Raw genomic sequence first — 6891 nt, forward strand, 5'->3', positions numbered from 1 at the left:
TGCGCGGCGAGGATGGAGCTGGCTTCCTGGCGGGTGCTGCCGGAGCTTTCGATGTGGGCGAGCTGGGCCGGGATTTCCCAGCCCTTCTTGCGCATCGCGGTGGCCCAGAGCCGGCCGGCGCGGTAGGAGGAGCGCACCAGGGGTCCGGACATGACGCCCAGGAAGCCGATCTCGTCCGCTTCCTGCTGCAGGTCCACGAATTCCTGCGGCTTGACCCAGCGGTCCACCGGCAGGTGCCGTTCGGACGGGCGCAGGTACTGGGTGATCGTGATCAGGTCGCAGCCGGCCGCGTGCAGGTCCCGCAGGGCCTCGGAAATYTCYTCGCGGGTCTCGCCCATGCCCAGGATCAGGTTGGACTTGGTCACCATGCCCAGGTTCCGGCCCTGGGTGATGACGTCCAGGGACCGCTCGTAGCGGAACGCGGGACGGATCCGCTTGAAGATCCGCGGCACGGTTTCGACGTTATGGGCGAAGACCTCGGGCYTGGAGTCGCAGATCGCCTCGATGTGCTCGGGCTTGCCGGAGAAGTCCGGGATCAGCAGTTCGACGCCGGTGCCCGGGTTCAGCTCGTGGATCTTGCGGACCGTCTCGGCGTAGAGCCAGACGCCCTCGTCGGCGAGGTCGTCGCGGGCCACACCGGTCACGGTGGCGTAGCGCAGGGCCATGGCCTGCACCGAGCGGGCCACCTTGGTGGGCTCGAAGACGTCCACCGGGGAGGGCTTGCCGGTGTCGATCTGGCAGAAGTCGCAGCGGCGCGTGCATTCGGAGCCGCCGATCAGGAACGTGGCTTCCTTGTCTTCCCAGCATTCGAAGATGTTGGGGCAGCCGGCCTCTTCACACACCGTGTGGAGGCCTTCCTTCTTGACAAGGTTYTTGAGCTGGACGAACTCGGGGCCCATCTGGACCTTGGCCTTGATCCAWTCCGGCTTACGCTCCACCGGTGTGGCCGCATTGCGCTGCTCAATGCGCAGCAWYTTCCGGCCWTCTGGTGCCAGTGTCACAGTAGAGCTCCTTCTGGGGTTGCAACTAGGGCTTCTTCATTGTTGCGCAGTTCTTCGGTGATCCGCGACACGAGGTCCGCCGGGGTGACGTCCTTGCCGGTTTCCTGGGCGATCGTGGTGACTCCGGCGTCGGTGATGCCACAGGCGATGATCTGGCCGTAGGGGGCGAGATCGTTGTTGCAGTTGATCGCGAAGCCGTGCATGGTGACTCCCTCGGAGACGCGGATGCCGATGGCTGCGATTTTGCGGTCCGGGCCCTTCGCGTCCTGCTCGATCCAGACTCCGGCGCGGCCCTTGATGCGAACGGCCTCGATGCCGTAGTCCGCCAGGACGGCAATGATCACCGCTTCCAGGCGCTCGACGTAGTCGCGGATGCCGGCCTTGTTCTTCAGCTTGATGATCGGGTAGCCCACCAGCTGGCCGGGGCCGTGCCACGTGAGCTTGCCGCCGCGGTCCACCGCCACAACGGGAGTCCCGTCAAAGGGCCGTTCATGGTCTTCGGTGCGCTTGCCGGCGGTGTAAACGGCCGAGTGTTCGAGTAGCAGTACGGTGCTGGGTGCGGTGCCGGCGAGGACTTTTTCGTGCAGTTCGCGCTGGATCTCCCAGCCGCGGGTGTAATCGATGAAGTCYGGGGCGAGACCCAGCTGGTTGAACTCAAGAGTCATGGCATCAAGCTTAGACCCCGCCCGGCGTCGTTCCCGATTGTGTGCTTAAGCTCTCATGCCTGTGGATAACTTCTGCGGCATTCCGCCGGATCGGCTATTCCTTGGGTATGGAAGATTCCGCAATGGCCGGAAGTCCGGCCCCCATAGTGAGTGGCTACGACGTCGGCCGTTGCCTGGGTGTCGGCGGCAGCGCCACGGTCTGGCTCGTGACCGAACAGTCCACCGGCCGCGACTTCGCCCTTAAATGCTTTGATACCGGCGCCGGTACCGCGCCGGAGGATGCGGAAACGGAAGCGGCGATCCGGCGTGAAGTCCGTATCCTGTCCGCCCTCGAGCATGACCACCTGGTCCGCGCCCACGCCGTGGTCCGCGTGCGGCGGCCTCATGAGGCGGGCGAGGGCGGCCTCGGGCTGGCGCTCGACTACGCTCCCGGCGGCTCGCTGGCGGCGCTCGTCGCGGGCCGGGGGCGCCTGKGGACCGGCGAGACGGTGACGGTCCTGACGCCGATCGCGCAGGCCCTGGCGTACCTTCACGGCCAAGGGTTCACGCATGGCGATGTGGCCCCCGGCAACGTGCTGTTCACCGCCTCCGGCAAACCCCTGCTCGCCGATCTGGGGGTCGCACGGATGGTGGCCGACGCCACTTCKACCGTGGAAGTCGGTACCGATGGATTCCGTGATCCGGCCCCGGCKGACGCGGTGCGGGCCGGCCTTCAGCCGGAACGGGACGTTTACTCGCTCGCGGCCCTGGGCTGGTACTGCCTGACCGGACGGGCTCCGGAGCCCGGTGCGCAGCGGCCGCCCCTCCGCCTCCTCGTCCCTGAGGTTCCGGCCGCGTTGGTGGCCGCCCTCGAAGCCGGACTGAACGAGGACCGGAGGCAGCGTCCCTCGGCCGCAGACCTGGCAGCCGCGGTCTACCGCAGCAGCACGGCAGAGCCCGTGGACCTCTCTATCACCGTCCATCCGACGGTCATTCCACAATTGCTCACCCGCCGGGATGTGCAGCCCGGGCCGCGCAGGCGCCGGCCGGGGAAGCTCCGGCGGCACTGGCGCGGGTTGGCACCCGCCGGGGGCTTCCTGCGCAGGAAGCGGCCGGGTTCAGCACCGGAACAGTCATGGCGGTCCCGCTCTGGAACGCCCGGTCCGTGGCGGCGCCCGGGCGCCACCGGGGCGGCCGGAGCCCACCGAGGCTTCCGAAGGACCCCCGCACGACGGGCGGTTTCGCTCAGTCTCGCGGCTCTGGTTCTGCTGGCCGGCACGTGGCTGCTGGCCGGCGGTGCGCCGGCACGCGACGCCGTCGCCGGACTTTTTTCCGCGCTCGGGGCCGACTACGGCACGGGTCCCGGCTCGGAGGTGGAACCTACCGTCGCTGCCGGGACGGCGGCTGAGCCGTCGCCCGGCCCGGCAGGCGAGACGCCGACGGCCGGCGGCGGGGGAAACGCTGTACTCCCGKATCTGGAGGCACTGCTAGCCTCGGCGGACCCCGYCGAGGCCGTCCGCGGTCTCGCCCGGCTCCGCTCGCTCGCGTTCACCTCCGGGGACTTCGGCCTGCTCGACGCCGTCAACGCTCCGGCGTCGGCCGCCGCTGCTGCCGACGAGAGGATCAGGACGCAGCTCAGCGGGGCCGGCCATGTCCTGGCCGGATTCTCGACGACCTTGATCAGGATCGAAACGGCCGCGGACAGCAGCCCCGACCGGGCCGTGGTGGCAATCACCACGGAGTCCTCCGGGTACAAGGAGCTTGACGGCGGCGGGAACGTGGTGGGAGAGGTCCCCGCCGMTGCCGCACAGCAGCTTGAGCTTGTCCTGGTGCCGGTCGACGGACGCTGGCGGATTGCCGAGATCCTCCCCGGGGATCCTGACGCCGGCTAACGGGAGGAAGCTGGCTGCCTCCGGTTAGCTCCGTCCAATGTGATGCGTCCGGCCAGCAGGGTTGCGGTTAGTCCCGGCCGGCCACCCACGCCGTGGCCTTGGCGAGCGAGGGGTGCTGCCATTCGAAGCCGTTMCCGGCCAGGACAGCTGGTTCCAGACGCTGGCTCGCCAGCAGCAATTCCTCGGCCAATTGGCCCATCACCAGCCGCAGCACCGGGGCGGGAACCCGCAGCACCGCAGGGCGGTGCAGCGCCTCCGCCAGTTGCGAGATCAGGGAGTTCACATCGGCGGTTTCAGGGGCGCTGACGTTCACCGGCCCGGACACCGGGGCTGTGAGCAGGAAGGACAGAGCGCCGGCCACGTCCGGCAAGGTGACCCACGGCCAGTACTGCCTGCCGTTGCCGAGCGGGCCGCCGACGCCGAGGCGCAGCAGCGGCATGAKCCGGCCCAGCGCGCCGCCGGAGCGGCTGAGGACGACGCCGGTTCGGGGCGTGACCACGCGGATGCCTGGGGGAGCTTCATGTGCCGCGGCCTCCCAGTCGACGCAGATCCGCGCKAGCGTGCCGGTGCCGGCGGGCGCGGTCTCACGCAGCACCACGGACCCTGCGTTGCCGTAGTAGCCGGACGCCGACTGGCTGAGGAAGACTGCCGGAGGCGTGTCCTGCCGGGCCATCGCCGCCGTCAAGGTTTGCGTCGCGCCCAACCGGGAGCTGCGAAGCTCCTCAATCCGTGCCCGCGTCCAGGGMCGGTCGCCTATACCGGCGCCGGAGAGGTTGACCACCGCGTCCGCGCCCTTCAACGCGGTGTCATCGATCCGGCCGGCGGCCGGATCCCACTGGAACTCGGCCGGCGCGGCGGGGGGACGCCTGACCAGGGCGACGACGTCGTGCCCTTCGCTGCGCAGTGCGTTGGAAAGGGCGGTTCCGATCAGCCCGGAGGCTCCGGCAACAAGGATTCGCATGATCCATCTCACCACGCCCGGCACGGCGGCGAAACCTTCCGGGCCGTAGGGGCCGTTGTAGCTATGATCGAACGATGACCCCCTCGAGTTACTTCCGTTTCCCGCATCTCCACGGCGATCTGGTCACCTTCGTGGCCGAGGACGACGTCTGGATTGCACCCGTGGGCGGGGGCCGTGCCTGGCGCGTCTCCTCCCTGCAATTGCCGGCCCGCAACCCCCGTTTCAGCCCYGACGGCAAGCGCCTGGTGTGGACTGTCGTCCAGGGGACTGCCCCGGAAGTCGTCACTGCCGACGTCGACGGCGGCGGCTACCGCCAGCTGAGTTACTTCGGCCATAGCTCCACCCGKGTCAAGGGCTTCACGCCCGACGGCGACGTCCTGGTCACCAGCGCGTTCCGCCAGTCCGACAGCCGCCACACCCATGCCTACAGCCTCCCCGTCACAGGAGGCTGGGCGGACGAACTTCCCTTCGGCCCGGTGGAATCGGTGGCCTTCGGCCCCGTCGTCGGCGACGAACGTCCCGTGGTGCTTGCCAGCGTGCTGTCGCGTGAGCCGGCCTGGTGGAAGCGTTACCGTGGCGGTGCCGCGGGCAAGCTGTGGATCGACGCCGACGGAAACGGTGAATTCGAGCGGCTCGCCGCCGGGCTGGACGGCAATCTCACAGACCCCCTGTGGGTCAAGGGCCGGATCGCCTTCCTGTCCGACCACGAGGGCTACGGAAACCTCTATTCGGTACTGCCCAACGGCAGCGACCTGCGGCGCCACACGGACCACGAGGACTTCTACGTGCGCCACGCCTCCACCGACGGCGAACGCGTCATTTTCGAATCKGCCGGGGAGCTCTGGCTGCTGCCGAGCCTGGACGCGGAGKCGGTCAAACTCGACATTTCGCTGGGCTCCGCCTCGCAAGCCCGCCGTCCCGCCCCGCTGAAGCCCTCACGGCACCTCGGCGAGGTCATTCCGGACCGCACCGGCGCCTCCAGCGCCGTCGAATCCCACGGAACCCTGCACTGGCTGCGGCACAAGGACGGCCCCTCCCGCGTCCTTGAGGCCACCCCAGGCGTCCGGGCACGGCTTCCCCGGCCCTTCGGCGAGGGCCGGATCGCCTATGTCGCCGACCACGACGGCGTCGAGGCCCTGTACCTCAAGTCCATTGCGGCGCGCCTGCCCGGCGGATTCGCGGCGGCCCCGACGGCGCCGCAACCTCTTCAGTCAGTCCAGTCTGAAKAATCCGGGGCCGGCATCCCGCTGCCGAAGCCGGTGTCCGCGGCCGCGCTGACGGGCTCGGGAACTACGCCCGCGGCGGCAGGCGGCTCTGTGTCCAGCCCCGCCGCGGCCGCCCCGACTCACGCATCCGGCACCGGCACATCTGGCACACCCAGCACCGCCGGGACCGAGACGCCGGCGTCCGGCGGGCTCACGCGGATCGACTTCCCCAAGCCCAGCCGGGCCAGCGCCATCGAAGCCAGCCCCGACGGGCGCTGGCTCGCCGTGGGCACCGCCTTCGGTGACATCTACCTTGCCGATACGCGCACGGGCACCATGTCCCTGCTCAGCAGCATCGGGGAGGGCAGCATTGAAGGATTCACCTGGTCCCCGGACTCCGCCTGGCTCGGCTGGTCCGAGCCCGTCACGTCCTTCGGTTCCCGCAGCCGGCTTCGGATCGCCAGGACCGACGGCATCACGCAGACGGCGATCATTGACGTCACCGACGGCCGGTTCCGCGACGAATCGCCGTCGTTCACCCCGGACGGCAAGTACCTCGCCTTCCTTTCCAACCGCAGCTTCGATCCGGTCTACGACGGACACTCCTTCGATCTGTCCTTCCCGAGCCCGATCAAGCCCTACCTTGTGGCCCTCGCCGMGGACACCCCGTCCCCGTTCGGCCCGAGCGTCGACCTACAGATCGACGCAGACGCAGACGCGGACGGTGCCGCGGGGACCGGTGCCGCACCCGCGGCGTCGCCCGCAGCGAAGCAGGTACCGGCCGTGCGGGTCGACGCCGAAGGCCTGGCCCACCGCGTCATCGGTGTCCCCGTGCCGCAAGGCAACTACTCCACACTGACCGCCGCTTCCGGCGCCCTGCTCTGGCTGGACAATGAACTCTCCGGCACCACGGGCGAAGGCCGGGCCAGCCTCGAGGACAAGGGMGCCGCACCCAGCCTGGTCCGCTACGACCTCGCCAAGCGACGCACCTCCACCATCGTGGAGGCACTGGACAGCTACCGGATCTCCGGCGACRGGGAAAAGATCGTGTTCATCCAGGACAAGCAGATCCGGGTCACTCCCGCGGGCGCCAAGGCAGACGAGGAATCCGGCCAGCTCGTCAAGGTGGACCTCGGCCGCATCCGCGTGCAGATGGACCCGCTCAGCGTGTGGGGCCAGGCCTTCGAC

General features: G+C 69.3%; 5 protein-coding genes. 2 read left to right on the top strand and 3 right to left on the bottom strand.

What is annotated here, in order from left to right:
- Together lipA and lipB are read right to left on the bottom strand one after the other, a co-directional pair.
- Positions 1 to 1001 (bottom strand): lipoyl synthase (gene lipA / locus AC1DBQ_RS20380; protein ID WP_476930238.1); only part of this gene is annotated, 1001 nt, incomplete at its 3' end.
- The gene (gene lipB, locus AC1DBQ_RS20385; protein ID WP_476930239.1) at positions 998 to 1666 is read right to left on the bottom strand and encodes a lipoyl(octanoyl) transferase LipB; all 669 of its coding nucleotides are present in this window, start codon (positions 1664 to 1666) and stop codon (positions 998 to 1000) included. The genes lipA and lipB, both read right to left, overlap by 4 nt.
- A 122-nt stretch (positions 1667 to 1788) precedes the next feature.
- Between lipB and AC1DBQ_RS20390 the strand changes: the two genes are divergently transcribed.
- Positions 1789 to 3537: a serine/threonine protein kinase gene (locus AC1DBQ_RS20390; protein ID WP_476930240.1), complete on the top strand. Its 1749-nt coding sequence runs from the start codon at positions 1789 to 1791 to the stop codon at positions 3535 to 3537.
- 67 nt (positions 3538 to 3604) lie between these two features.
- Here the strand turns inward: AC1DBQ_RS20390 and AC1DBQ_RS20395 are convergent, their stop codons facing one another.
- On the bottom strand, positions 3605 to 4498 hold the full coding sequence (locus AC1DBQ_RS20395) for a TIGR01777 family oxidoreductase (protein ID WP_476930241.1): 894 nt from the start codon (positions 4496 to 4498) through the stop codon (positions 3605 to 3607).
- Positions 4499 to 4572: 74 nt separating this feature from the next.
- On the opposite strand from AC1DBQ_RS20395, the gene AC1DBQ_RS20400 reads away from it, so the two are divergent.
- Positions 4573 to 6891, top strand: a 2319-nt coding sequence (locus tag AC1DBQ_RS20400) for a S41 family peptidase (RefSeq protein ID WP_476930242.1), incomplete at its 3' end; no start/stop codon positions are given.

Source organism: Arthrobacter sp. 10T413_2 (genome assembly GCF_056394205.1).